We start from the raw sequence: 26,337 nt of genomic DNA, 5'->3' as shown, positions 1-26,337 counted from the left end.
GAGTTGCGATTAGTACATCGCAAGCAATTTAAAATTGATGCTTGCGATTAGCAAGCATCAACTTTGAAAGCAGGCCTTGGAGTAAATTTCCAGACGATACCCTTAGTACTAATAAGTTATTTTCTTCATTTTAAGAGCTTTAGATCGGCCTATTTTGATGGTATGAACTAGTGTTAGTAAACCTAATAACAACCAAATAGCCCCCCCTGACTCTTCTTCGGTTTCTTGCTCATCAACCGTTTCACTGGGTAGAACAATGAAACTGTAATATTCTCGGTAAAAAGCAGGACCTTTTGTAACAGTAACTTCAATCCCTCCTGCCTTTGCCTCATCAAATTCGGGCGGGGTACCCTCAATTAGACCAGTATCAGGGTCAATAGAAACCCAGTCTTGCACTTCGTCTTCTCCGCTAGAAGTATAGGAGCCATAGATGGAAGCCGTTAAAGCAAACTCTAAAGAGTCTCCGGTGTCAGCATTGTCAATTAACCTAACTTGGTATGAGAAAGGTGTTCCCGCATCTAGTTCGCGGCGAGCATGTGGATTGTTATCCCAGCCGCGTTCCAACCTTAAAACCTTGTCGACCATGATTTCGTAACTGTAGCTGTTAAGCATCTGGCCATCATCTATCACTATATGAGCGGCTTGCCGACCTGTTTCATAATTAAACAAATGATATTCAGAAACAGGAGTACCTTCTACTTGTGACAAACTCTGGTTGTAACTAAGCCACCGCGGAGAAGTTACATACACCTGTATGTCACTGTCTACAATAAAAGAGGACTCATACAGATGCGCTTGCATGGCATTTCCTATCGCCTCTGAATACTTCGCATCGGGCAATTCATTCTGCCCCTCGAAACTTAATGAATACAAAGCAGAGACATTATTGTGATCCTTGGCCTGAAAGGCGATTCCTTTATAATAAGTTATCACGTCAAGCGGTTGAGTAATGTTACTACCTAACGCAACTTCACTTAACTCACTATTTACTGTGTCATACTGATACAGTTTTGAAGTTGTAGATTCTTGATTTACATAGAAAATATGACCATCGAAGTAAGCTAAACTTTGATAGTTAGCTTGCGCCTTATTGTCTAGGACACTGGTAATAGTGTGTTCTAGCGTAGAAAACGCAAGAATTGATTCGGTCTCTGAAGAGGTTTGTTTGCCTACGAAGTAAATAGAGTCATTTGCTTTGTGTACTCCTATGCTTTCGTTAAACTCGCTCAGTGATGCCTTGAAAAGTAATTGGTCATTTTCAACCTGAAATATTCCAATACCACTTTTGCTTCGTTTAATTATGAAAGCACTGTCGTTAGCTTCGAACATACTCAATATTATGTCTGGTTCGAATATGTCGATAAGCGTTGATGTTTCGTCATTAAAATTGAACCGATAAAGCCTCTCATTGCCAACGTGATAACTGACTAAAAACAGATAGTCATCTCGCAATTTAGCATCATGAACAACTTTTTTCATTCCTGTATTTGCTTTGAAGCCCACACCACTAATGCCCTTTAAGTGAAAAGATGACTCTGGTATGCCTTCTTTGATTTGCAACTGAGTCCGTCTATGCTTCAACCAAAAGGGAGTGTCTTCATCGTCTTGAGATCTGGACGCGTACAGCGAATAAAGAGAGCCATTATGTGAAAACACTGACATGTAGGTCTTGGTCGGAGAATAGTAATTCTCGTTCCAACCTCCCTCCTCTGTATGGATTACTTCACCATGTAAATAGGCTGCCTCAGGTGCATAGGGAAAAGCGACCTTAGTATTCACAAACTCCTGCGTTGTGTAGTCAAACTGAAGCATATGCCTAGAGTAGGTATTTCGCTCAGATTCAAGTAAATAGGGTTCAACAAATAGTATATTTTTTACGGCTTTTAATAACCTCAAGCTCGCTGACTTACCACTACTGTCTGAGTTTACATCGATTAGCGATGTTTTGTTTGTGTCCAAATTGGTGGATACAAGTTCAACCCCACGGCCATCACCCAATCCATTAGACGCAGTGGCATTAACGCTAAAGTATAAACTGCCATTCGCTATCACCATACTCGTGTCGACATTGCATTCGTCTGCTAGGCAATAATAGCCAAAGTATATGTTGCTTAGCTCTCGTGTTTTGACATCAACTTGACTGATCCATCTAGATTCATAATTTGGATAGCGATATCTACGATACTCAAAAATTACCTTATCATCACCGGTTATAAAATTAGCAGCATCGACACCGCCATCATAATAATCAAAGGCTGAAATGCATGCTGGCTCTAAAGTGTCTAGGTCTATAAATATCAGCGATGCACCAAATTCAACTCCGCATCCCTCTACTTCATAGCCTAGCCTCGTTCCTCCTATAACCAGCGTGTTCTGCACTATCTCCATTTTTGCAAGATATAAACCTTGCGTGGTATAGATTTTTTCTGTGGATGAGCCATTAGATTTAAAAATCCGACTCTCATCATCACCTTCACCAAGGGCATCAAAGTAAAAAAAGCCATCTTTAGCTGTTATGTCATAAATACGAGTAGAAACAGTACTATCTAGGTGAGTGAGCTGCTCAAATGACGCTGTGTTAACTGAATAGCTGTATAAATTTGCACTTGTGCCGTTATTTGCACCAAAATAAAGCACATCACCGAGCGCTAGCAGTGAGGACGTAACACCATCATCTCCACCGGTATTGAAATCTTTAACTAACGTGACTTCATTGTTTTGAAATTCATACAATTCTTCACCCAAGCCAAAATCTGCAACAAAAAACGTTGAGTTTTCGAAATTTGCAAAGTGTTCGACATCAAACACAAAATTCAATTCAGTTGGCTCGAGACTCACTTCATTAAGGTTTGAAATGGAGTAAACCTGGCCATCTTGTTGAAAATACAATTTGTTAGCAAACGGTTTTAACTGAGTCACGTTCGCAGTAGGGACATCAGGTTCAAGCATGACTAGTGAGTGTTCATTCGTTTCTGGATTGACTAAAAAGAGGTGCCTTTTTTCGTCAATCCCACCATCACTAGCAATGAAATAAACTGCGTTGTTGAACACAGTTGGTTTTCTTGGGTAACTACTTGAGAGATGTGGATCTGAATATTCTTTCTTCCCCAGCTGCTCAACTACGATAGCATCCTGTCCATACGCCAAACAGGAGCATAGGGTGAGAATTAATAGAAAAAACCTAGCCATACTCACAATTCCTTTTATTGAATATTAAGTTTCTCGGTGAGTATAACGCGATAGACATCCGATTAAAATACGGCCAAATAACTATATATTGTTTCGTATTGCATTGATTTTTATTGTTTATCTATGAAACCGAATGTTTAACTAGATTTTACTATGAATGAAATCAATTAAACCGAGCAGCACAGCGACGTTTGTGTGGCGCGATGACTACAGCAACCTGCTGCAAGCCATGAAATTCATGGGTGAATAGACTTGTTTAATATTTAGTGGCGCAGGGCTAACAAAGGCTGCGTCATTGTTTTATTTCCCACACCTTCGTGTCATGAATTATTCCTTTAACACCTCTGACCTCTTTGCAATGTACAGTTCGCATTCGTTAAAAAAACATCAAATTCTTTCCCATAACATTGGCATTTTCAGGGTGAGTTTCACCTTAAAACGTGCGACTGAGCACCTGATTTAAAAGGTAAAAATCGTCGACAAATACAAGTTGATACATCTGAAAACAGAAATTAAACACTTTAAAATCATACAGATAGGACTTAAGTCCCATACTCGAAATTTTAATCTTGCTGTAACCAAACTGACATTTTCCCTCCTTACCGTAGCCGCTCCTTTTCGCTTTGGAAGTAGAAGTAAAATGAAGTCGTTGTTCAAAGTTAGTTATTTAGCAGCCGCTGTTTCAAGTTGCTGTATTGCAAGTTTTCCGTTGTTAGCAAATCAAGAGGGTGCCACCAAAGAAAGTGACATCGAGCAAATTGTCGTCACGGGTCGTGCAGGTGCAGGCTTTTTACGCAAATCAGAAACCAGCTATGCCATTTCCACCCTCAGTGATGAAGATCTTGTCACTGATAACCCCCTCAGTGTGGCGGATGTGCTCAAAACCGTGCCGGGTTTCTGGGTAGAGTCTTCAGGTGGTGAAGCAGGCAATAACATTCGCGCACGAGGTATTCCGCGTGACGGTTATTCGTCAGTGTCTTTGCAAGAAAATGGCCTAGCCATTCAGCACGATGGCGGCCTTGGCTACCTCAATGCCGATCAATCATTTCGCCTTGATGAAACCATTGAACGCGTAGAAGTGGTGCGTGGTGGTCCTTCGCCAATTTTTGCATCCAATGCACCGGGCGGCATGGTGAACTTTATCACGCGTAAAGCATACGATTACGACAGCGCGGTAATGAAATTTGAAGTGGGTGACTACAACCACTATCGCTTTGACGGCTACTACGGCAAAGCGCTAGAAAACGATATGTTTGTATCAATTGGTGGCTTTTATCGTCAAAATGATGGTGTTCGCGACCCAGGGTTTACCTCAAACCAAGGCGGCCAACTGCGTATCAGCGCGGGTAAACGCTTTGACAATGGTGAGATTTTTGTCGACTACAAGCACCTTGACGACAAAGTAGCTTTCTTGCTCCCCATTCCACTTAGCTATGATGCCAACGGTGACATCACCGATGCACCTGGGTTTGATGCAAACTACGGCACCATGATGGGCCCTGAAGTTGCGCACAATGTGTATCGTAACTTAGGCGATGGCTATGACTTTGATTTAACTGAAGGCACCCACTCTGAGCTCAATCAGTTCACCGTTAAGGCGGACTTCACGCTAGATAATGGCTGGCAATTAACAAACAACTTCCGATATCGCCAAAGTGATACGCTGCGTAATGGCCTTTTCCCGACGGGTGGCATTACGAGTGCCCAGCAACGTATTGATGACTTGTCAGCCCAGTACGGAGCAGTACTGCCACAAAACACACATGTTGAGTTAGCGTTTACCAATCACCCTAATGACACCTTTGATGTGCAAAATAACCAAGGCAATGGTCAAGTACTCAATGGTAACTTGTTATCGGTGTTTGTACCTTTGGATGAAGTCATTAACGATTTGCGTTTTTCAAAGCAGTTTACGATTGGCGACCAACAACATGACATCTCATTTGGTGCATATGTTGCCACTTACGACTATGAGTTTGTGCGCTACATGGCCACGGCCATGTTTGAAGTTGCCGAACAAGCTCGCTTAGTCGATGCAGTTGTTGTCAATGATGCAGGGGAGCGAGTCAGCAGCATCACAGAAAACGGCATTTTGCGTTACGGTTCGCTTTACAACAACGTAGATGCTGGCGCAGATATTTACGCATTTTATGCGGCTGATGAGTGGCAAATCACCCCGAAGTTGCGCCTTGATTTAGGCGGCCGCTATGAAGTCTCTGAGTTATCCGGCACAGTAGAAGGCACCGAAGTTGTTGACCTTGAAGCATCAGATACCTTTGCGGATGATAACTTTATTACCGGCAATGGCGAATTCAAACACATTGACCGTGAATACAAAGAGTTTGCTTGGACGGCAGGTATTAATTATCAACTTTCAGATGAGTTGGGCTATTTCGCCCGCTATACCGACAGCTTCAGAGCGCCTAATGCGTCTGACTTCAACGGCAACCCTGACAGAGACGATCTCAAGGTTGAGCCGATCACTATGTTTGAAGCAGGTGTGAAATACGCGGCAGAAGATTTCAGCATCTACGCAACGCCGTTTTATACTCACTTCGAGAATATGCGCTTCACTGACTACATTTTTGATACCACAACCAATAGTTACCGCGACCAAACAGCGTATGGCGACACCAAGACGTATGGTGTTGAGTTAGAGTCGTTCTGGCAAGCGTCAGAGCTATTAGACGTTGCGCTCACAGGTACATGGCAATCAGCCGAGTATGAAACCTTTAACTTCACCAACCAACAAGGTGAAGCAGTTGACTTCGGCGGCAATCAACTAATCCGCGTACCTGAGCTAAGCTACCGCGGTACAGTGGGTATAAATCTACTAGATGGTCGCTTCAGAACCGAGTTAGTGGCTGAATACTATGGTGACCGCTATGGTGATGTAGCTAATACAGTGAACTTACCGAGCTACCACGTGTTCAACCTCAGCGCCCGCTACGACATCAACGACGAGTTTGTCGCCTATTTCAACGTGCAAAACATTAATAATGAAATTGGCTTAACCGAGGGCAACCCGCGTGGCGGCCAATTCATCGGGGAAACCAACGAAAGCAACTACTTCCTAGCGCGTCCAATCTTAGGACGCACTATCAGCGCATCATTGCGCTACAGTTTCTAACCCTTCGTAGTCCTTGTTCAAAGAGCCCGAAAGGGCTCTTTTTTTGGAGAACATATGCGTATTTATCTATTGGCATTTGCCCTGTTTCATATTCTTGTTGCGCAAGCTGCAGAGCCTATTGGCAAGCCTGCTGGCGAACCCGTTGGCGAACCCGATCAGGTTATTTCTGGCAGCATTGACGGCAGCGCCCATCAAAGCTACCAATATGTTGATTTTGAAGTACCCAGCAACACCCAAGAGTTGGTGATTGAATTTGCGTATAACCGCGATAACCGCACTGTTATCGACTTAGGGTTGAACGACCCAAGCGGGTTTATTGGTTGGAGTGGTGGCAGTAAAAACCGCATTGTTATTTCACGCAGTTATGCCAGCACAGGCTATTTACCCACACAGGTTAAACAAGGGAAATGGCAACTTATTCTAGGTGTGCCTAATATTCGCAAAGAGTCTGTCAGTGACTACCGTATCGCGCTTTATTACAACCAAGTTGCCACCGCGTTCAACAGCACAGTACTTAACGATAAAGCACGATGGTATCGCGGGGACTTACACGCCCACTCAGCGCACAGCGATGGCCACTGCCCGTCCAATCAACAACAAAAAGTGGGCTGCCCGCTGGCTTGGTCGGTTCAAAACGCCGCACAAAAAGGGCTCGATTTTATCGCGCTGAGTGAGCACAACACGCTGTCTCAACACAACGAGTTATTTGCCCTGCAACCCTTTTTTGATTCATTGTTACTCATGCCAGCACGAGAAGTTACCACGTTTTACGGTCATGCCAATGTGTTTGGCATGACCAAGCATCTGCCCTTTACTGTCACCGACGGTGGTGTCTCGCATTTGCAACAGCAAGTCATTAACAACCATGGAATTTTATCAATCAACCACCCTGCTCTGCCATCTGGCGAAGCGTGTATGGGCTGTGGTTGGGTAGCAAACACCGACTATACCCAAGTACACGCTATTGAGGTGGTGAACGGTTCGGTGCGCAAAAACCATCAAGATGCCTTTAACGCTCGTACCTTTTGGCATAACTTGCTGAACCAAAGCTATAAAATCGCCGCAATTGCAGGCAGTGATAATCACAATGGCCACAGCCATGAGCTGGGTAGTGGTGACATTGGCAGTCCAACAACGGTGATTTATGCCAAGAACTTAAGTACGCCCGCATTGCTCAAAGGTATCAAGGCAGGCAAAACCTTTGTCAGCACAAAAGTGAGCGACACGCGCATTCCTAAACTCACCGCTCGCATCGGTGGGCAAGATTTTGAGATAGGTGATACCGCACAGATTTTTTCCAACGCTTCAAACAAAGTTACGCTGACTTTAACGTTACCAAGCAATAAGGGAGAGAAAGTCGCTTTTTATAGCAATGATGGTACGCAAACGTTATACCTAAAAGCAGATACAGCAGTGGTAACGCTTAATACGGAAAATTTAAGGTGGGTTAACGCTGAGGTCTACAACCAAAATGATGAGCTGCTCTTTGTTACCAGCCCGATCTATTTTGAGAAATAAATACTCAACTAGCCAGATAATTCAGTTCTCGGGTCTATCTGGCGTCTTTCTACCTCAGTTTAACCTGCGAGTACTATTGCCTAACAACAGCGAGTAGTTTAGTATTTAGCCAATTTCATTTCGAGATCTGTGCCAATGAACAACTAATCCTCCTTAGCTATCCCACATTATATATTTGGTTTACTAGGGTGATTGGTGCGCGTCATTTGGGCTATCTTCACTTCACAATTTATCGAGTCAATCCGCTGTTTGATGCGCGACATCACCCCATTTTAAGGGGCGATTATGTCTGTATTATCTGTTCACGAACTTAACGTATGCTTTGACAACGGTGTACGTCTTTTTTCCAACCTTAGCTTCTCTCTTGAACACCCAGTTACCGCCTTAATAGGTCGCAACGGGGTGGGAAAATCCGTGCTTGTTGAGGTATTAACTGGACGTAAAAAAGCCACCTCAGGCAATGTTGTTAGCACTCTATATATTGGTTACTTTAGTCAGCACTTAAACACTGATTGGCAGCAAAGCATAGCTCGCTTCCTCGGTGTTGATGACACACTTGCAGCGTTAGCGGCTATTCAGTCTGGCAGCTATGAGCAACAACATTTTGATGTTGTTGGCGAACAATGGCAACTACAAGAACAACTCGAAAATGAACTATTGCGCTTAGGACTTCCCGCTAACACTCAATTACCTTTGGGCCACTTAAGTGGAGGCCAGCTTGCTAAGCTAAGGCTTCACGCATTGTTCTGTGCAAACTATGAATTACTGATTCTCGATGAGCCAAGTAACCACTTGGACGGTGAAGGAAGAGCATGGCTTTTGGAAAAAATAGCCACCTATACTGGCCAAATTTTAATTGTTTCTCATGATCAAAAGCTGCTTGAGTACGTTGATTGCATTTTAGAGCTTACTTCGCTTGGCATAAACCAATACACAGGAAACTATCGTCACTTTAAAACCTATAAATCCATGCAGCTCAAAGCATTAGAAAGCCAACAGGCCAATCTCAAGCAAGCCATTAAACAACACGCTTTTAAATTTGAGAGAAATGCTCAAAAGGCGCAAAAACGTGCAACTCAGGGCAAGAAAAAAATCGGTAGCCAAGCGAAGGTGGTACTTAATGCGCAAAAAGAAAGTGCGGGGCAAAATCAAAAATCCCAACGTATTCGTAGTGAGCGAAAGCACACGCAACTCACTCAAGAGCATAATGCGGTGCGTGAAAAGATAGAGGTGAATAAAACACAGCAACTTCACTTCAATAATTCACGCCCCGACTCACATAAAGACATACTTGTTCTTGAGAATGTACTCGTTCCCTTTGTAGAAAACGCTCCTATAAACCTGCTTATGAAAACTCACTGTAAAGCCCGTTTACACGGTAGTAATGGTTCAGGTAAATCCACACTGCTAAAGCTTATCGCAGGTGAGTTAACCGCCATATCCGGTTCCATTCATTGCAATTCAGAAGTGGTGTACCTCAGTCAACATTACAGTTGGCTGAGTCATTGCGACACTCCCTTAACCGCCAAAGAACTCACGTTTAGCACATTGAGTGACAGTGAATGGCGCACGGCGCTTGCAGGAATCGGGTTACGTGGTGACAAAGCATTCCAAGCCATTACTCACTTAAGTGGAGGTGAGCGCATGAAACTCGCCTTGCTTGTTGTTACTCAGCGCCCCAACGCACCTCTATTACTGCTTGATGAGCCTGATAACCACCTAGACCTTGATGCACAGCATTATATCAGTGAAGCCCTATGCGGGTATGGAGGCGCTTTTATCCTTGTAAGCCATGATGAATATTTTTGTACGAGTTGCGGTGTAGAAAAAACAATCTATTTAACAGCGGGTTAGACTCAAAAGAGTAAAACAAACCAACCTTAATGTAAAACACACTTGACTTAAAGTCTGGTTTGACTAACATTTAGTCAAGTTAAATTGCTTTCGAGGTGAAAGATATGAGCCAAACAGAACTATCGTTTAAACAACGCAATAAGCTAAACACATTGAACTTGGCTAAGTGGACGACGGCGTGGTTAATAACCTTAGCTATTGCGTCATTTGGCCCTCACTTGATGTGGTCCAAAGAGCAAACAATTTTCAGCATTATTGCTGTTGCCTTAAATTTATTGGTCGGTGTGATGATGATCGTGGCCAACAAAAAGCAAATTTTAGGTTTGGATGAAATGCAACAACGCATACAGCTCAATGCGATGGGGATTACATTGGGTGCGAGCGTAGTATTTGGACTAGCGTATTCAGTGGTGCAATCAAGTGGGCTCCTCAATTACGACGAGGACATCTCCCATTTAGTCATCTTCATGTCGTTAACCTATCTGACGACCCTCATTGTCATGAACACGCGCCTGAATGATGAGGACGAAGAATGAAAAATCGTTTAAAAGTGCTTCGTGCCGAGCGTGATTGGACGCAAGCAGACTTGGCCAATGCGCTTGATGTTTCTAGACAGACTGTCAATGCTATCGAGAAAGGCAAGTTTGACCCGAGTTTGCCACTGGCATTTAAGTGCGCAAGGTTATTTGAGATGCGTATTGAAGAAATATTTGAGGACGAATCGGCTTAGATTAGCTTGCCCTAGCAGGCAACCAATAAATAAGCCGCTCATTTGAGCGGCTTTTGTTCTCTCATCGGGGGTCTGTGATGAGTTTAGAAGCTGTAACGAGCACCGATGCTGTAACGTGGGCCATACTGACGAGCAAATAGGAATTGCTCTTCGTAACGACCATAGCCACGCTCGGTTTCGTTGTTGAGGTTGATACCTTCGAAGAACACAGTCACCTGCTCGTTGATATCGTAGTTGACGCTCAAATCCCATTGACCATAGGTGTCACCAAATTGCGGTGGCGCATCCGAAGAACCTTGAGATTGACCCACACCAATCAAGTAAGAGTCACGCCATGCGTACGTCACTTTCACCGACAAACCGTCTTTGTCGTAGAATGCTTGGAAGTTGGCAGAATCACTTAAGCCTGTAAGTGGTGCTTGTTGCGTTAGGCTATCTACATCAAATTCCACATCGCCATCAACGAAGGTTGCGTTGACACCTAAGCCGAAGCCCGTTTCGCCGAACAAGTGCTGTAGTGCGATTTCAAAACCGTCTACAGATTTGCTATCGGTGTTCTGTGGTTGCGAGATATTCCAAACCATCAGTGGATCTGAACTCGTTGGTTCAATTGCACCATCCGCATTACCATAACCAAGTGCGAGCAACTCATTAAAGATTGCGTCACTGGTTGCTTGCTCACCGCGCGCTTCAACCGCCGCAACGGCCTCTTGATAGCGTGGACCATTCAAGATGTCGTAAAGACCCTCAATCGTGGTTTCTGTGATTTGCGTTTGAATGAAATTATCTACGTCTTTTTTGAAGTAACCAACTGACGCGTAGCTGCCTTCGCCATAATAATATTCAAGCGATAAATCTAAGTTTGTTGACTCAAACGGTAATAAGTTCGTGTTACCTTGGCCACCCGTGCGCGACCCTGGTTTCGGGCTACCTGTTAAGCTACGGCCACCCGCTAAGAAACCAAGTGGTGCACGCGCCATAGTTTTACCCCAAGAAGCACGAGCAACAACGTCCTCAGTCAGTTCAACTTTCACATCGACATTCGGCAACCACACATCGTAATTACCTTCTTCAGTGTAGAAGTTGTCTGTGCCACCCGCTTCGTACTGCATGATCCACTCAGATGCACTTACCCAGTTCACTTGCTGCTCAACACGCTGGCGAACCGTACTGGTTACGTCTGTTTCCTCATAGCGTAATCCTGCGTTGATTTGTACAAAGTAGTCCGCTACATCAAACTCCCATAAGGTGTTTACATAGAAGCTTTGCGTTTTTTCTTCAACATAGCTTTCACTATCGACACCATCAAAAAATGGGTCGATTGAGTAGTAGTTGTCCCCTAATAGGTCTTCGTTTAGGAACGCAAGCTGACGTGCTAGCGCCTCTTCAAAGCTGTAGGTGTAGTAATAGTTCGGTTGTAAATCACTGCCGCCGCCATCGAACTGATCAAGCAAGTCACCCGTTTCATTGTAAGTAAACATGCCATCCGGGAAGATTTCCGTGAATGATGGATTGAAGCCTGGACCACCACGTAAACCACTCCATGCTGTGAAGCCACCCATAGTTTGTTTAGTGTGTGCCGCACCGAATTTCACTTTCACCAATGGGATTTCAAAGCTGTCGTTCAACCAATCAGCGTGAAGCTGTGCTTGCTCAACGTTCGACTCACCCGGTGAGTAGATAAACTGGCTGAAGTTTGAATCAATCTCACTAGGATCGAGCACCGTAGTGCCATTTTTCCAATTAACGTAAGCATGTGGAATTTCACCAGTGCGGTAATCGTAAATTTTGCTACGTAGCTGGTCAGAGCCCAGAATGATTTGACCATCAGAACCTAGACCATCATCGGCACCGTTGTCGGTTTCATTTTTTGAGTCATGGTAGTCGAATTCGACTTGCCACTCGTCATTGATTTGCCAATCAAGATTCAAACCAATAGAGCGTGCTTTTACTTCTGTCGTGTTACGACTCGCAGTAAACGAGCCATCGTTACCGCTGATATCCGCGTAAAGCGCCGTGCCGTTCTCATCCAGCTCATAGCTGTTAATGTTACTGCCAAACTCGTTCCAAATACCCCAACCAACGGTGTTAGTGCCCGTGATTGCACGGCTAGCTGTATAATCCAACGTCGCAATAAAGTTATCGATCGGCGCATACTGTAACGTCACTTGGCCGTTAGTACGCTCACGTTCAACATCTGCAATGCTGTAGTTCATGTCCTTAGGGAAAAAATGATTACCGATGCGGTTACCTTCACCGTCCACAGCACGTGGGTCGATGAATTCACCTTCTTCGAGCGTGGGTAAATCAACATTCGCTTGCCAGCCTTGGATGTTAGCGGCCTGCTGCTGGAAATCACGTTCTTGGTGTGAAAATGATACCGCAAAACCCAGTGAGTCATCCGCATAGGTGTTGCTATACATCGCTGAGAACTCAGGTGTTACGTCATCACCTTCTTCGTTTGACGTGTCATGAATCGCTTTAATAGACGAGCTGAATTGCTCACCTGGGCGTTGCAAAGGACGGGTAGTCACAATGTTCACTGTGGCGCCTAGACCGCCACTTGGCACGTCTGCTTGGCCAGATTTCGCGACTTCAAGCGCGCTCACGCCATCTGCGGCAATGTTTTCAAGCGCATAAGAACGGGTGTAACCCGTGCCCGGCATTTGACGACCATTGAGGGTGATCAAGTTAAACTCAGGGCCAAAACCACGCACGGTGATTTCACTGCCCTCACCGTTTGAACGGCTAACTGAAACACCGGTGATGCGCTGCAGTGACTCAGCCAAGTTTGTATCTGGAAACTTACCCATTTCTTCTGCAGAAATGGCATCAACCACGCCCGTTGCTTGGCGTTTCATATCCATGGCGCGGATCATACTGCCACGAATACCCTTGATTTCGATGACTTCTATTTTCTTTTCGGCTTGTTGCTCGTCTTCAAATGCGTACGCATTTGAGATGCTGCCCACTCCTGCTGTCAGGATCATCGCTACCGACGCTGCAAGAGGTGTTTTTGTAAATTTTGTGCTTCTCATGATTACCTGCTTTTGCAAATTAATGTCATGTAATGAGGGTGCCGAATATGGGCACCCATGGCCTGTTGTCAGATGTGGTTATGGGTTCGCGATTACCGCATTGTCGATGCGATATACTGCACCTTCACCCATACCCCACGATGGGAATATCATGACAACGTCGATTGCACTGATATCAAGACCTGCGCTTAGTAAGTCAGAGAGCGTAAACGTGTATGTTTGCCACTCGCCAACCACAGGCTCAACACCTTCTTGACTTGCGCTCAACGGAAGTTCAACCGCCTGACCTGCATCATTTGACTCAATTTTGAATAACCACTGCGCGTCTAGGTTGCTGGCATTCGAAACAATTTTCATTTCGAAGCGTACAACACCTTCTGCGAGCATGTGAGACGCATCAAAATACACGCCATCAGCAGCTAAGAAACCCATGACGGTTGGTTGTGCGCCGATTTGGAACTCGGCAACTGAACCGTGCGCTTCGTCATCTGTTTCTACTGTCGGTGTGCTACCTGCACAGCAATCCCAAATACTCCACTGGTCAGCGACATTATCAGCAAATAAAGTGAGGTCTGACTGCGGCTCTGGTGCGTAGATTCGGGCGTTATCCACTCGGTAAACCGCACCTTCACCTTGACCCCAAGCAGGGAAAATCATTACAACATCGATGGCACTCACATCCAAACCAGCTTGTAAAAGAGTGCTGATTGGGAAGGTATATGTTTGCCACTCACCCGCAACCGGATCTGCACCTTCAACACTGGTGTTTAGATTCACTTCTACTGCGGTTGCACCGTTATTAGACTCAACTTTTAACAACCAAGGCGCATCGGGTGTGCTTGAAAGCGACGTCACTTTCATTTCGAATTGCAGCATACCGTCATCAACAAGAGTTGTTGCATCAAACATCGTGCCACTGCCACCAAATTCAGTGCGGTTAATAAAGCCCATTACTGTAGGACTTGCACCGATGGAGAACTCCGCAGTTACACCGTGCGCTTCGTCGTCCACCACTTCAACCGGCGTTGAACCACCACAACAATCCCACAATGGCCAATCTGTGTTGGTTTCATCAGTGAACAGTGTCAATGAAGGTAATGAGGCACCACCGTTAGTGATTTCTACATTATCAACACGGTAAACAGCACCTTCGCCTTGACCCCATGCAGGGAAGATCATTATCACATCGATAAGTGATACATTCAGGCCCGCGTCGGATAACGCTTGTAGCGGGAAGGTATAGGTTTGCCATTCGCCAGCAACGGGGTCGACACCTTCGGTACTAGTATTAAGGTTAACCTCTACGGCTGTCGCGCCTTCGTCGCTCTCGATTTTAAATAACCAAGGTGCATCCGGCGTGCTCGGCAATGAAGTAACTTGCATGTCGAAACGCACGTAACCATCTTCCAACATACCGCTTGCATCAAATGGCGAAGCTTCACCGTTTTCATCGGTAATGAATGCATCACGGCTGATGAAGCCATTTACAGTCGGTTGAGCACCCACAGTAAATTCAACAACATCACCACGGCTTGCGTCTTCAACAAGTCCAGGTGTTGAACCACCACAGCAATCCCATGCAGGCCAGTCTGGATTAAACGTGCCATCAAAAATAGTCAGTGGAGTGACTGTGCCAGAACTTGGCGGTGTAGGCGCTGGCGCTTTACCTTCAACGAGCGCGTCGTCAAGATCATCATAACCAGGACGAACTGTTTCACAGCCTCGACCTGTATCTGGGTCTTGGGCACATTCAAATACGCGAACATAATCAACTTCAAATGTTTGGCCGTTTTCAAACGCAGCAGTATCGATACCCGTTTGGTTTACATTCTCAGGCCAATCGCCACCGACAGCGAAATTCAGGATCATATAGAAGGTTTGATCGTAAGGCGTTTCGTCCCAGTGCGTTTCTAGTTCACCCGTCACTTGGTTGTAATACTCTGAATACCAACCGCGGTGCTTAAGTGCGAGCGCTTCACCACTTGCGTTGTATAGCAATTCAGATTGGCGCTGTGTCGCATAGAGGTAGTTATCTACATACCAACGAATTTCACCTTCTTGCCATTCAATTGCATAGGTGTGGAAGTCATCCGCTGGATTAGAATCTTGTGGGAAAGTATACGCTTTACCGCTTTGATCGTTATTTGGCCACTCACGACCATAATGCAGCGTGCCGTAAATATTTGATTCTACGCCGTCATCAGTTGGCACTTTTAGGTTAACCGATTCAACAATATCGATTTCCCCTGAACGAGGCCAACCACCGTATACTGAATCGGTAGGCATCATCCAAAATGCTGGCCATGAACCTTGACCGCTTGGCAATTTCGCACGCATTTCAAAGCGACCATATTTAAAGTCTGCTTTGTAGCGCGTATTCAAGCGCGCAGAGGTGTATGGTTTGGCGGCTCCGTCTTCAGCAGGCAACGCAACGATATTTAGAATACCATCGGCTACGAAAGCATTTTCTGCGTTGTCGGTGTAACACTGTTTCTCGGAGTTACCACCGCCAGCACAATCTACTTCGAAGTTCCATTTACCTTCGTCGATTGAATCGCCGTTGAAATCGTCTTCCCATACCATAACCCAATCTGAAACGGGTTCACTTGGGTCAATGGTATCAATTTTGGTATCTGTGGCTGAGCCACCGCACCCTGCCAGCGTCGCTACCGAAAGCGCGATGGCTAATTGCGTTAAGTGTGTTTTTACTCTGTTCATTGCGTTGAACCCTAACATCATTAGTTTGTTAGCATCTAGCTGATATATAGACGTTTTTATTAAAACCAGCTAATTTGTAAGCGCTTACAAATCACTTCAAATAAAAAGCACTGAGAATGTAAGCGCTTTCATAGAGTATGACAAGGTTGTTAAAACGTCAACAAAGTAAACGGTTTTTTAACCCATCCAAGCTAAATATTGATGATAATTTACACAAGTTTTCGTTCATATGCCTTTGCAAACAAACGTTAGATTGCTCAATTAGCCAGCAAAAAAGGAAGAGTTGGGGTCTAATGGCATCGATAGTGACGACTGATGTAAAATTAAAATCGATACCACTAGCTGCTATTTGGGATTGTTAATGGTTGTAAAGAATAGCCGGCTAATGTTGTGCAATAAGCTCGTATGAGCGCAGTCTTGCCTGTTGATCATAGATGATTGCATTAATCATGATTTCATCAGCACCTGTGCGTTGCTGCAATCCTTTAAGACCCGCATGCACTTTTTCTTTGTGACCAACAATAGACTCTCTGAGCATGCGCATTACCTGCTGGCGCTCCGGTTCACTCCAAATCATATCCATGTTATCTGTTGGAGGAGGTATTAAGCCTTCTTGCCCGCGCAGCATACTCAAAAACTTTTGCTGTCCTGTGGTTGCTAGGTATTGCGCCTCGGCGTCAGTGTCCGCAGCAATGGCATTAACCGCAATCATCACATAAGGTTGTTGCAACTGCGCGCTCGGCACAAAGTTCTCTCGATAAAGCTCAACGGCCTTCATCATATAATCAGGGGCAAAGTGAGAGGCAAACGCAAAAGGTAAGCCTTTTTTTGCCGCTAAAAGAGCCCCATACGTGCTCGAACCTAACAGCCAAATTGGTATATTGGTGCCCACACCAGGATAAGCTCTGACCTTCTGATTTGGTTTTGCCTCTGATAGAAAGTACTGCAATTCGTCTATTTGCGGCGCTAAGTCCTCAGCGGCTCTGATGTCTCGACGTAAAGCTTGTGCTGTGACCCCATCACTGCCGGGTGCTCGGCCAATACCTAAATCAATACGATCGGGGAAGAGTGTAGCCAAGGTACCAAACTGCTCAGCAACAATCATAGGTGCATGATTTGGCAGCATGACTCCACCTGAGCCAAGCCGAATGATTTTAGTATGCGCACCAATGTATGCAAGCAAGGTCGAAGTTGCCGCACTGGCGATGTCGGGCATGTTGTGGTGTTCGGCCATCCAAAAACGGTGGTAACCCAGCTGTTCGACGTGTATTGCGAGTTCTTTCGCACGCTTAAACGCCTCTTGTGCATTACTGCCCTGAACAACAGGAGCTAAATCTAAAACGCTTAACTTTGGTAACTGAGTCATGGTTCACCCGACAAGACGATAACAAGGTGGGCACAATAGCAAGATTCTGCTTGTCTTAGCAGGTAGAAATCGGCATTGCAAAGTTGCCTCCATGGCATCAATCTTTTTGCTTTTTGATGTCTGGACGGAAATTAAAGTAGGACTGATCCATCAACATTCGATGCACTCCCGCAATATTTGCCTCTCGCCACTGTGCAAACATGGGTAAAGTCTTAAACTCAGACAAAGTCAGCTGTTGTTGAATTTCCTCAACAGATAAACCACTCAACATGCCATCGCGAACGCCGTCATACAGAGCTTTGATATACGAAAGGTAGTACTTAACATCATCTCGCGTGCCCATGTTGGCATGCCCACCAACAAGCACATCAAAATGTGGCATCGCTAAAACCTGTTCGGTGGAGCGGATCATGCCATGAATATCGTAACCTTGGAGGTCTTGGTATGGCATACGCCCAAGCACTATCCAATCAACGACATAGAGTACGTTCGCTGGCATAAAGCGCATACTCACAGAACCTCTGCCATTATTCGGGCCATGGTAAGCAAGCTCTACCGAGTTGCTTCCCATGTTCACTTTAAGCTCCTGAGCAAAGGTAATGTCAGCCATACGTGTAGGCGCATCCGTCCATCGTAAGTCTTCATAGCGTAGCGGTGTGCAATAACTTGCGTAGAGCTATCAGCCAGAGAGTCGCCGCCTTGAGTATGGTCGATATGATTATGGCTGTATGCCATATACTTAATTGGCACATTAAAACGGCGCTTGATTTCGGCATTGAGCCAGTTCGCTGCATCACTGTTGATAGGGTCGGTAACAAAAGCAGCGGATTCAGTAATCATAAAAACACTGTAATAGTGACCCGCGTTAAAGCGATAGACGTTGTCTTTCACAGGCTCAATTTTGTACTCGCTCGAGAAGCAGGAAAGGCTCAATACAACGAACAGGCTCATAATCCATTTCATTTTTATTCCAACGCAGATGCCTAAAATACAGAGTGTAGATTACGTTGACTCTATTGTATTAGTTCAAAGCTATAATTGCTGGAGTGCGCTTGGTGTGTGTCATAAAAATAAAACACCCATTCGATAATATCGATAAATTGCGAATAAAAAGGACTTTATGTCAATGCGTTACCTACTACTCACACTTGTACTTTCGACAGTTGTGCTGGGAGGCTGCACCGTCCAACAACCTCCAACAATCACGCAAATTGATGATGCCCCCGCATCGCAACCTAATGTGCACCTAGGTCCTCGCCCTTTCATGCTGATAGAAGCGATGCCTCAAAGTGAGCTAAAGGATAAGTTAATGTCCTGTGCTAACGCTGATTTCAAACCACATGTATTTTCAATTGGCCACCGTGGTGCACCCATGCAGTTTCCTGAACATACCAAAGAAAGCTACATAGCTGCGGCGCGAATGGGAGCAGGCGTGTTGGAGTGTGATGTCACCTTCACTGCAGACAACGAATTGGTATGCCGTCATTCACAATGTGACTTGCACACCACCACCAATATTCTAGCTACAGACCTTGCAGCGAAATGCAGTGAGCCCTTTTCACCAGCTGCAAATGGTGAGCCTGCAAGAGCTAGGTGCTGTACCAGTGATATTACCGTAGAAGAGTTTAAATCGCTCAAAGGTAAAATGGATGGTGCGAATCCCCAAGCTACGACAGTCGCTCAATACCTCGAAGGCACTCCCAATTGGCGAACTAATTTGTACTCCACTCATGGCACCATAATGACCCATGCGCAAAGCATTGCTCTCTTTACACAGCTCGGTGTGCGAATGACCCCTGAACTAAAGGAACCGGAAGTTGCCATGCCTCATAAAGGAATGAGCCAACAGGATTACGCAGCAAAAATGCTAGATGAGTATAAACAAGCAGGGGTTACGTCAACACGCGTGTGGCCACAGTCATTTAATTACAACGACATTATGCATTGGATTGAACAATACCCAGAGTTTGCTGCACAGTCGGTATACCTTGACGGTCGTGATCAAATCGAAGGATTCGATCCTACAAACGCTGCAACCTGGTCACCAAGTATGGATAAACTGGTTGCAGATGGAGTACAGATCATCGCGCCACCTATTTGGATGTTGTTAAGCCTTAACGACAATGGTGAGATCATCCCATCGGCTTATGCTATTGCTGCAAAACAAGCAGGACTTAAAATCATAACTTGGTCCTTGGAACGCTCAGGCCCATTACATAGTGGCGGCGGTTGGTACTATAAAAGTATCTCCGATGCGGTAGTTAATGATGGTGTGATGATGCGGGTGTTAGACGTACTGGCACAAGACGTCGGAGTTATTGCTGTATTCAGTGATTGGCCCGCAACAACCACGTATTATGCCAACTGTATGCTGAGCACCGATTGACGCAAAACACCGCTTTTCAATGAAATACACTAATGCTTAGTTGTTCAATGACTATTCATATTATAGTAGCGGTAGAGGTGCGCCACGTGCTAGTCTAAAACTGGTGCAAAATTAAACATAACGACCAAAATCAGTACCCTACAGGTCTTTTCTAAGGAGAGTATTATGGACCCTATTTCGCAAATCCTTGACATGTTATTCACTGTTGAGGCTTTCTTGCTCATTTTTGTGCTCGTAACATTAAAGAGCAGTGTGAAGTTCGTGCCACAAAACAGAGCATGGCTTATCGAACGCTTTGGTAAATACCAATCAACGAAAGAAGCGGGCTTAAACTTTATTGTTCCTTTTATCGATCGTATCGCGGCGGATCGTAGCTTAAAAGAGCAAGCACAAGACGTACCTTCACAGTCAGCAATCACCAAAGACAACATCTCTCTGATAGTCGATGGTGTGTTGTACTTCCGCGTACTCGACCCATATAAAGCAACCTATGGCGTAGACGACTATGTATTCGCAGTAACTCAACTTGCGCAAACAACCATGCGTTCTGAACTGGGTAAAATGGAGCTAGATAAAACGTTTGAAGAGCGTGACTTACTTAATACCAACATCGTTGCTGCTATCAACCAAGCTTCTGAGCCATGGGGCATTCAGGTTCTGCGTTACGAAATCAAAGACATCGTGCCACCAAATTCTGTTATGGAAGCGATGGAAGCGCAGATGAAAGCTGAGCGTGTGAAACGCGCGCAAATTTTAGAGTCTGAAGGTGATCGCCAGTCCGCTATCAACGTGGCTGAAGGTAAAAAACAAGCACAAGTTCTTGCTGCAGAAGCCGACAAGGCTGAGCAGATACTAAAAGCGGAAGGTGAAGCTCAGGCTATTATCGCCGTTGCGGAAGCACAAGCTGACGCACTGTTGAAAGTCGGTGAGGCTGCTGAAACTGAAAAAGGCCAAAAGGCAATTCAGTTAGACCTAGCCACAAAAGCTATTGCTGCCAAAGAAGCGATTGCGCGTGAATCTTCCGTGGTGCTACTACCAGAAAGCGGAACGGATGCAAGCGCATTGGTTGCGCAGGGGATGTCAATTATCAACACCCTGAATAACAAACAAAAAGGCAGTTAATTTATTTTAGGAGGTGGTATGGAATTCCTAATGAATAATCTCGCAGAAACCTTGATGATTTTGGGTGTACTTGCCCTTATCATCGAAGTGGCAGTGCTGGGCATGTCGACGTTTATCCTATTATTTTTAGGGTTGTCGCTGTTGTTCACGGGCTTGATGATGAACTTCTCATTACTCGATAGCACATTAACTACCGCGCTATGGAGTAACACCATCGTCACCACGGCACTGGCTCTGTTACTTTGGAAACCACTCAAACGTATGCAAGAGCAACGTGATAGCGGTGAGGTAAAATCAGACTTTGCTGAACTAAGCTTTGTGCTTGAGAACGACGTGGATGACCAAGGCTTAACGACTCACACATACTCAGGTATCAGCTGGAAGCTCAAAAGTGAGCACCCACTTACAACTGGCACAAAAGTGAAAGTTGTGAAAAAAGAGGTCGGCGTTATGTGGGTTGAAGCGCAGTAACTATTCACTAAAAATCAAATTATGACTTAATAAGCACGCTTGTCTTTATGGCATTGCGTGCTTTTTTATTGCAACTCGCGCAACAGCCTCATCCCCCCTTGACCACACCTTACCTTTCGAATGCCACTAAAAAAGAGTGTGTTTAAACTTATTGAAAGCGGTTTCAACGCATACCTTAATGAGGTACATTATTGATGTAGATTAAGGTAGAGGCACTACTTTTTCGTCATGATCGGCAAAGCAGGCGCTTCTCATTATAAAAATAACAATAAATATGTGTATTCAGAAAGCAGTTGAACACCACATAAAACAATAAGCGCGGTTTTTAGCTGACTTTCTTGAAACAGTAGTAATAGGACAATTAGGTATGAACCCACAATCTATCTCGAATTACTTTGTGGCTGATCACAAGCGCCTAGAGTGTTTGTATGCGAGCTTTAAGGCAAAATTGGGGAGTGATGAGGCACTGTGTTACTTTTGGGCTTTTAAAAAAGGCATCGAGCAAAATATCAAATGGGAAGAAGAAGTGCTGTTTCCATTTTTTGAGGAGAAAATGGGGATAAGCCATGGCCCTACAGATGTGATGCTCAGCGAACATCGCGACATATTGGAATACCTTGTTGGCATTGATGAGTATTTATTGAGTAATCGCGACGTAGCGCCCCTGCTGCTCGCACTTGAAGAAGTACTCGACGCACATAACCAAAAAGAAGAACAAATTCTTTTCCCGCTAATTGACGATTACAGTAATGGAGTGGAGAAAGCAGATTTATTTCTCGCACTTTGTACGACAAGGGCTTAAAAATCTCTTTCTATGCCAAGCATATTTTCATAATAGGCTTGGCTGAGACCCACACACCCAAAAGCGAAAAAGTGACTCACTAAAGCACTCTCAATAGCGCGTTATGGTTTCACGATTCCGACTCCCCGCAATACATTGCATAGGTCAAATCAAGGCATTAACATGGGCACAAAAATTTTGTCGTGCCTCTATGATGATTAGAACTTACTTAATCGCTGCCATCCCAGCTCTTTCGCCTTTTGCTAGTCCCTCAGTGTATGCAACACAGGATAAGCAAGATATCGAGCGAATTGTGGCAACTTCGTCACGCTTCGCAGTTAATGACGACATTAAAGCGCTGAGCATCACTAGCGTTAACCAAGAATTACTAGAGCAAATAGGCGCGACCCACATAGAAAAAGCATTGCAAAGTGTTGCCGGTGCCAATATTCAACATGGCAATGGCCAAGAATACCTCCCTGCTCTTCGCTCCCCAGTTTTCACCGGCTCAGGAGCATGCGGTTCAATTTTAACGCTTGAAGATGGCATCGCCCTGCGCGCAGCAGGTTTTTGTAACGTCAATGAGCTGTTCGAGGCACACAGTGAAATGGCCCAGCGCATCGAAGTCTTAAAAGGCCCAGGCTCAGTGCTGTACGGCTCAAATGCGGTGCATGGTGTAATTAATGTGATCAGCCAAGACCCAACCCTAGGAAGCGGGTATGCCGCCATAGATGTAGGCTCTTATGGCTACAAACGGGCGAAGTTGCAAGCGGGCAAAGACACAGTAAGTTATGGTATCGGCGCAAATATCAGCATCACTCGCGACTCAGGCTATCGTGAAGATGAAAGTGTCGACCAAGAAAAAGTAACACTGCGCCATCACTACGACGGTCAATCTTGGTCGGTGCAAAATGGCATTGCGTACAGCAACTTGAATCAAGACACTGCGGGCTATATTGAGGGCTTTGAAAGCTATAAAGACCCAGAGCTAGCGAAGCAAAACCTTAACCCAGGTGCCTTCAGAGACAATCGCGCACTAAGGGCATGGAGTAAGTTTAATGGGCACGTTAGCGACTCAACCGACGTAGCCATAACACTCTACGCTCGCGACCAAGAAATGACTTTTTTAAAGCACTTTCTTCCCGGTACGCCTATTGAGCAAAACGCCCAGCACGGATTCGGTATAAATAGCCTCGTGCAACATCGACTCACCCCGCAATGGCGATTGCAACTTGGGCTTGATAGCGAATTAACTCAAGGCAGCATGGTGCAATATCAAGAAAATCCAACCCAAGGTTCCGCCTTTTTGCAAGCGACTATCCCACAAGGAAAACATTACGATTACACCGTCGATGCATCTCAACTCGCCCCTTTTATAGCTTTGCAGTATCGTCAAGCAAACTGGCAAGTGGATCTTGGCGCGCGGTATGAGCATATCCGCTATGACTACGAAACACATATGCAAGCTGGGCGCACGAAAGAAGATGGCAGCGAATGCGCGATGGGCGGATGCCGTTACACACGTCCACCGAGTGCAAAAACTGAATTTACCGACTTATCACCGAAATTTGCCGTTAGCTATCAACTCAACGAAAACCTCCTGACTTACGCCAACCTAGCTAAGGGTTATCGGGCACCACAAACCTCGGAGCTGTATCAGTTACAACGCGCTCAACAGGTTGCTGACCTAAAAAGCGAAACACTCGATAGTATCGAATTCGGTGTAAAGGGGGCTTACACTGATTGGCGCTTTTCACTTGCAGGTTACTACATGGAAAAAGACAACGTTATTTACCGCAACAGCGACTTTTTCAATGTTAACCAAGGACAAAGTAGGCACCGCGGATTAGAATTAGAATTAGATTACCGCCTAAGCGACACGTTGAGTCTACAAACCGCCATAGCAAATGCTCTGCATACCTACGAACATGAGCAACTTCTAGGCGAGCAAAATATTCAAGGGAATATTATGGATACGGCACCGCGTTTGATCACAAACACTCGCTTAAATTGGCGAGCAAGTGACTCAGTGCTGCTATCCTTGCAGTGGCACAGCATGAGCAAATACTTCACTGATGCAGAGAATCAACACGAATATGAAGGGCACGATTTACTCAGTGTACGAGGGCAATGGCAAGTAAGCCCGCAGCTATTGGCAACTCTTAGAATAGAAAATCTTACCGATGAAGCCTATGCAGAACGCGCCGATTACACCTCGTTCAGTGGCGATCGCTACTTCCCTAGTAGACCAAGAACTGCACTGTTCACGATTCAATATGAGTGGGATTAACCCTAGTTAATCCCAGAATAACCAAGAGCTTAGGCTCTTGGTGCTTAAAACACAGCTTTATTTAGCCACAAGTGCACCACAATACTGGCGCCATATCCAAGGGCAATGACCGGTGTCCATTTTAGGTGCGAGGCAAATGAATAATAACCGCGTGCTTGCCCCATCAAGGCCACACCGGCTGCCGAACCTATCGACAATAAGCTACCACCGGTTCCTGCAGTTAACGTGATAAGCAACCATTGGCCATGAGACATTTCTGGCTCCATCGACAGCACCGCATACATTACCGGAATGTTATCTATCACAGCCGACACCACACCGAGTACAGTGTTAGCGACCGTAGCGCTCATGTTGCCATACAAGGATTCCGACAGCAGACTCAAATACCCCATAAAGCCAAGACCGCCCACGCACAGCACAATGCCGTAAAAGAACAGTAAGGTATCCCATTCAGCACGAGAGACTTTGCTGAAGACATCAAATGGCACCACGCTTCCTAACTGCTCCAATCGTTTGTTGTCACCTTCCAGCTCAGCCTTTTCACGCTTGCGCGCCAAAGAGCCTGGGAGGGTCATTCGCAAGAAGTAGCCAAAGAACTGTAAATAGCCTAGGCCCATCATCATGCCCAGCACTGGCGGCAGGTGCAGGACGATGTGACACGCCACCGCAGTTGCAACGGTCAGTAGAAACAAAAAGGTGATTCGCAGCGCGCCACGCTTTAACTCCACATCCGTGTCAACCCGCGTTGGCGAGCGATTTTCAATGAACATACTCATGACCAAGGCTGGCACTAAATAATTAACCAGTGAGGGCACAAAGAGTCGTAAGAACTCAGTAAACGTCACTTGACCTGCTTGCCACACCATCAGCGTGGTAATGTCGCCAAATGGGCTGAATGCGCCGCCAGCGTTCGCTGCCGTTACAATACTCACGCAGCACAGAGCAACAAACTTTTTGTCATTTTCAGCGACTTTCATCACCACAGCGCACATCAGCAACGCCGTAGTAAGGTTGTCTGCAATGGGCGAGATAAAAAATGCTAAGCCACCGGTTATCCAAAATAGTTGTCTGTAGGTGAAGCCTTTTTTAAGTAACCAACCGCGTAAAGCATCAAATAGTCGCCGCTCTTCCATGGCGTTGATGTAAGTCATCGCCACTAACAGAAACAGCATCAACTCGGCAAATTCAAGGAGGTTATGACGAAACGCTGATTCAACAATACTGGCATGCTCGCTTGGGTAAACACTGGCAATGAAAATCCAGATAAGACCCGCGGCAACAAGCACAGGCTTAGACTTGCGCATATGAATCTTTTCTTCTGCCATAACAAGAATATAGGCAATGGTGAAAATAACGAGGGCAGCATAGCCAACCCCTGATTGAGTCAGATTCAGCGCTGCAAAATTGGATTCGCTAGCCTGAGTCGAAAACGAACACAGCACAGTAAACAGTATCAGTAAAGTTTGCGTCATAGTTGTAACGGGCACTGCATTCGCCCTTCCCTCCCAGAAGATAACGGTAAAGTCCCAGCTCATTCGACGTCTCGAAAGAGTAAGTGGAACCGGTGAACTCAGTTAAGTTACCACAAGAAGTACGAACAATTATGTAAGCAAAAGGTGTATATCGACCCTCACAGTAGCTAACCAGTTATAACAGTGAGAACACACAGTGAGCCAGCTATATTTCGGTGCTACCACGAGAGCATTGACTGACTTTAGATAATAGAAAGCGCAATCAAATAGTG

Annotated in this window: 17 protein-coding genes; 10 read left to right on the top strand and 7 right to left on the bottom strand. The window is 45.3% G+C overall.

The annotated features are described in order from the left end of the window. Positions 1–108: 108 nt before the first annotated feature. On the bottom strand, positions 109–3,189 hold the full coding sequence (locus ACH19P_RS18525; protein WP_462160102.1) for a hypothetical protein: 3,081 nt from the start codon (positions 3,187–3,189) through the stop codon (positions 109–111). Between the two features lie 640 nt (positions 3,190–3,829). Here ACH19P_RS18525 and ACH19P_RS18520 point away from each other — a divergent pair. The 5 genes from ACH19P_RS18520 (at position 3,830) to ACH19P_RS18500 (ending at position 10,421) form a co-directional block, all read left to right on the top strand. After that, the gene (locus tag ACH19P_RS18520) at positions 3,830–6,319 is read left to right on the top strand and encodes a TonB-dependent receptor (protein WP_462160100.1); all 2,490 of its coding nucleotides are present in this window, start codon (positions 3,830–3,832) and stop codon (positions 6,317–6,319) included. A gap of 54 nt (positions 6,320–6,373) precedes the next feature. Beyond that, a complete protein-coding gene (locus ACH19P_RS18515; RefSeq protein WP_462160098.1) occupies positions 6,374–7,837 on the top strand; it encodes a CehA/McbA family metallohydrolase in 1,464 nt (487 codons plus the stop codon). A 285-nt stretch (positions 7,838–8,122) separates the two neighbouring features. After that, positions 8,123–9,691 carry an ATP-binding cassette domain-containing protein gene (locus tag ACH19P_RS18510; RefSeq protein WP_462160097.1) on the top strand — a complete coding sequence of 523 codons (1,569 nt, stop codon included), beginning with the start codon at positions 8,123–8,125 and terminating at the stop codon, positions 9,689–9,691. A 104-nt stretch (positions 9,692–9,795) separates the two neighbouring features. Further along, positions 9,796–10,227, top strand: coding sequence for a hypothetical protein (locus tag ACH19P_RS18505; RefSeq protein ID WP_462160095.1), 432 nt, complete (start codon positions 9,796–9,798; stop codon positions 10,225–10,227). After that, positions 10,224–10,421, top strand: a complete 198-nt coding sequence (locus ACH19P_RS18500) for a helix-turn-helix transcriptional regulator (protein WP_462160094.1) — start codon at positions 10,224–10,226, stop codon at positions 10,419–10,421. The genes ACH19P_RS18505 and ACH19P_RS18500 overlap by 4 nt, the downstream gene beginning before the upstream one ends. 83 nt (positions 10,422–10,504) lie before the next feature. On the opposite strand, the gene ACH19P_RS18495 is transcribed toward ACH19P_RS18500, so the two are convergent. The 5 genes from ACH19P_RS18495 to ACH19P_RS18475 all read right to left on the bottom strand — a co-directional run bounded on the left by ACH19P_RS18495 (position 10,505) and on the right by ACH19P_RS18475 (position 18,506). After that, entirely contained in the window at positions 10,505–13,459 is a 2,955-nt protein-coding gene (locus ACH19P_RS18495) for a TonB-dependent receptor (RefSeq protein WP_462160093.1), read from the bottom strand. 78 nt (positions 13,460–13,537) lie between these two features. Continuing rightward, complete coding sequence (locus ACH19P_RS18490; RefSeq protein ID WP_462160092.1) at positions 13,538–16,177, bottom strand: family 16 glycosylhydrolase; 2,640 nt, start codon at positions 16,175–16,177, stop codon at positions 13,538–13,540. A 382-nt stretch (positions 16,178–16,559) separates the two neighbouring features. Further along, a complete protein-coding gene (locus tag ACH19P_RS18485) occupies positions 16,560–17,543 on the bottom strand; it encodes an LLM class flavin-dependent oxidoreductase (RefSeq protein WP_462160091.1) in 984 nt (327 codons plus the stop codon). A gap of 97 nt (positions 17,544–17,640) precedes the next feature. Continuing rightward, on the bottom strand, positions 17,641–18,153 hold the full coding sequence (locus ACH19P_RS18480; protein WP_462160089.1) for an MBL fold metallo-hydrolase: 513 nt from the start codon (positions 18,151–18,153) through the stop codon (positions 17,641–17,643). Then, on the bottom strand, positions 18,117–18,506 hold the full coding sequence (locus ACH19P_RS18475; protein ID WP_462160088.1) for an MBL fold metallo-hydrolase: 390 nt from the start codon (positions 18,504–18,506) through the stop codon (positions 18,117–18,119). The genes ACH19P_RS18480 and ACH19P_RS18475 overlap by 37 nt, the downstream gene beginning before the upstream one ends. Before the next feature lie 163 nt (positions 18,507–18,669). On the opposite strand from ACH19P_RS18475, the gene ACH19P_RS18470 reads away from it, so the two are divergent. From ACH19P_RS18470 to ACH19P_RS18450, 5 genes are all read left to right on the top strand, one after another. After that, complete coding sequence (locus ACH19P_RS18470) at positions 18,670–19,929, top strand: glycerophosphodiester phosphodiesterase family protein (RefSeq protein ID WP_462160086.1); 1,260 nt, start codon at positions 18,670–18,672, stop codon at positions 19,927–19,929. Positions 19,930–20,094: 165 nt separating this feature from the next. Next, positions 20,095–21,051, top strand: a complete 957-nt coding sequence (locus ACH19P_RS18465) for an SPFH domain-containing protein (RefSeq protein WP_462160084.1) — start codon at positions 20,095–20,097, stop codon at positions 21,049–21,051. Between the two features lie 18 nt (positions 21,052–21,069). After that, the gene (locus ACH19P_RS18460; protein ID WP_462160083.1) at positions 21,070–21,522 is read left to right on the top strand and encodes an NfeD family protein; all 453 of its coding nucleotides are present in this window, start codon (positions 21,070–21,072) and stop codon (positions 21,520–21,522) included. 367 nt (positions 21,523–21,889) lie between these two features. Next, entirely contained in the window at positions 21,890–22,324 is a 435-nt protein-coding gene (locus ACH19P_RS18455) for a hemerythrin domain-containing protein (RefSeq protein ID WP_462160082.1), read from the top strand. Positions 22,325–22,517: 193 nt separating this feature from the next. Further along, positions 22,518–24,593 (top strand): TonB-dependent receptor, encoded by a 2,076-nt coding sequence (locus tag ACH19P_RS18450; RefSeq protein ID WP_462160210.1) that lies wholly within the window; start codon positions 22,518–22,520, stop codon positions 24,591–24,593. 44 nt (positions 24,594–24,637) lie between these two features. On the opposite strand, the gene nhaD is transcribed toward ACH19P_RS18450, so the two are convergent. Beyond that, positions 24,638–26,065: a sodium:proton antiporter NhaD gene (gene nhaD, locus ACH19P_RS18445; RefSeq protein ID WP_462160208.1), complete on the bottom strand. Its 1,428-nt coding sequence runs from the start codon at positions 26,063–26,065 to the stop codon at positions 24,638–24,640. Positions 26,066–26,337 lie beyond the last annotated feature (272 nt).

This window comes from Pseudoalteromonas sp. GB56 (assembly GCF_054923835.1).
This window is presented reverse-complemented; position numbering and strand designations above follow the sequence as displayed.